Annotated in this window: 3 protein-coding genes; all 3 read left to right on the forward strand. The window is 56.1% G+C overall.

Annotated elements, in window-relative coordinates; genetic code table 11:
• Nucleotides 1-130 precede the first annotated feature (130 nt).
• Nucleotides 131-1,459 (forward strand): C4-dicarboxylate ABC transporter, encoded by a 1,329-nt coding sequence (locus BUC50_RS04625; protein ID WP_286677194.1) that lies wholly within the window; start codon nt 131-133, stop codon nt 1,457-1,459.
• 6 nt (nt 1,460-1,465) lie between these two features.
• A complete protein-coding gene (locus BUC50_RS04630; protein ID WP_013047591.1) occupies nt 1,466-1,630 on the forward strand; it encodes a hypothetical protein in 165 nt (54 codons plus the stop codon).
• 16 nt (nt 1,631-1,646) lie between these two features.
• Nucleotides 1,647-2,683, forward strand: a 1,037-nt coding sequence (locus BUC50_RS04635) for a M14 family metallopeptidase (protein WP_286677195.1), incomplete at its 3' end; no start/stop codon positions are given.

Raw genomic sequence — 2,683 nt, forward strand, 5'->3', positions numbered from 1 at the left:
CTTATTGAAGCAAAGGACGCTCTTTCCATTGGATCAAGCCTGAAGGAATTGAATAAGTAGCATCATAGCCCCCGATGGAATCGGGGGCTAGTTTCCTCTACAACGAGAGATCAAGAAAGGAAATGACCACATGTTTGCACACTCTGGAATTATTTTACTTATAATTGCCGTGGCCTTCTTTCTCCCGAAGGCCTTAAAGCTGAGCACGGAGCTTTCCATGTTCGTTGCCGCTCTTGCGGGAGCGGCTGCCCACTCTGTAATGCTCCGCGTCACAGGAAGCCCTCACAATCCCGTATCCATTCTTCCCATCCGGCATATTGTGGAAGGGGCCTTCACCTACTTTGACGTCTGCCTCATCTTCCTCACCGCCACCTTCTTCATGGCCCTTCTTCGTGAAAGCGGCGGGGTGGCCTTCATTGTACGGAAGATCGTTTCTACCTTCCACAAAAGACGAACAATCTGCCTTCTGCTCCTTACTTTCGTTCTCCTTCTTCCCGGAGCCCTTACCGGGTCGGGAGCGACAACGGTTCTTACCGTAGGCGCCCTTGTGGGAGCAGTGCTTTCAGCTATGGGCGTGGATGAGACGAAACGGGCCGCCATCATCTTTTTAGGAGCGGCCATGAGCGCCGCGGCGCCTCCCATCAACCTCTGGGCCATGATGGCCGCCGCAGGCGCCAACATGCCCTATGTGGGGTTTGGGAAACCCCTTCTTGTCCTTTCAGTGGCGGGAGCCCTCTTCTCAGTGTTCTGGCTCGCGGGACGGGGAGAGGGACAGGTGGACCTCGACAAGGCTCTGGCGAACCTGCCTGAAGTCCAGGAGGGGCAGAGCTGGTTCAGGGTAACCTTCCCCTTCGCTCTGCTGCTGGCCCTTGTTCTGGCGGGACGGATCTGGCCTTTCTCCATGCCCGTATTGGGATTGCCCCTGCTTTTCATGATCGCGTCCTTTGCCGTCGTGCTGCTGAGCCCCAAACGCCTTCATGTCTGGTCAGTCGCCTGCGCAACCGTCCATAACCTGACCACCCTCGTGGGGATCATGGTGGTGGTGGGCATCCTGATCCAGATCATGGCCCTGAGCGGAGCCCGGGGGCTCATCTCCCTGGCGGTGGTCACCCTTCCCCTGGGCGTGCTCTTTGCCACCCTCTTCATTATCCTGCCCCTTTCGGAAGGGCTGGTGCAGTATGCGGTGGCCCCCCTTATCGGCGTGCCCCTCATCATGCTTTTCAACATGCGGGGTTTAGATCCCATCATAGCCCTGTCGGCCATGGCCGTCATATGGCCTCTGGGCGACTGTCTGCCTCCCACCGCCGTTGTGGGACGGGCCACAGTAATGGAGCTGGGATATACGGGGCGGTACTTTCAGGATTTTGTGAAGGCCTGCCTGGTGCCCATGGCCTTCATCGCCATGCTGGGGACCCTCTTTCTCATATTTAGCACCAGATTGTCATTTCTTGGAGGCTAGATGACCATGATACTTACAAATACCATCGTTATGTACCTGTATTACGCCATAACCCTCTTCTTCGGGGGGGCAATAGTGTACAACCTCATCAAGACAGAAAAAGCCCAGGACGCGGTGCTCTACTGCATCATCCTCATGCCCTTCGTGCTGAGGCTCCTTCGGTTGAAGTAGAAGTGAGGTGGGGAGAATGAAAAACAATCTGAAAATCATCAAGATCATTTCTTTAGTCATAGCCCTGGCCTTTGCGGCCATAGCCGGACGAGATTTTTACGAGCACCGGCATTTTATGGAGCCGGTGGTTCCATCGCCGTCTTTAACTGAAGTGAAGAAGCTCTCTGATTACGAACCAAGCCTCAAGGGAACAGTCAACGACAGCAACGTGTACGTTTTCGACAGCGGCGTGCCTGGAGGGACGGCCCTGCTTATTGGAGGAAGCCATCCCGAAGAGCCTGCTGCAAACCTCACGGCTTCCCTTGTCGCCGAAAACGTGAAGGTCGAACAGGGACGGCTCTTCGTGATCATACGGTCGAGCCGGAGCGCTTCCACCTGCACTCGTATGGGCGAAGCCTATCCTGACTTTTACCATGTAAAGACCCCATGGGGCGACAAGCGTTTCCGTATGGGAGACCGGTGTACCAACCCCCTGGACTCGTGGCCTGACCCTGAGGTCTACCTCCACTACCCAAGCCGCCAGATGCTGGCCTATATGGATATACGGAATTTGAACCGGACGTGGCCTGGACGGCCCAATGGAGCTATCACCGAGCGCACGACATGGGCAATGACACAGCTTATACGCCGGGAGAAGGTGGATATGGCCGTAGACCTTCATGAAGCGGAGCTCGAGTATCCAGTGGAAAACACCATCGTAACCCATGAGAAGGGGCAATCTGTTGCGGCCATGACCTCCATGGTGCTCACGGCGGAACTCTTCGAAGTGCCCCTGAGCATGGAGTTCTCGCCTCAGGCCCTTCACGGCCTTTCCCACCGGGAGATCGGTGACCATACGGACGCCATGTCTCTGCTGGTTGAGGTGGCGGAACCCATGATAGACCGTATCCGGGGCATTACAGATGAATATCTGCTCATGACTGGCCGGGACGAGTTTGTGATGAAGGCCGGAGAGCACAAGTTGCTCTATGCTCCCATCGACGAGCGGGGCTGGCCCATCGATGTGCGGGTGGGGCGTCATTCCTCGACCTTCCAGAAGATGCTTGAATTCTA

This window comes from Aminobacterium sp. EBM-42, from assembly GCF_001896635.1.
GTDB lineage: Bacteria > Synergistota > Synergistia > Synergistales > Aminobacteriaceae > Aminobacterium > Aminobacterium colombiense.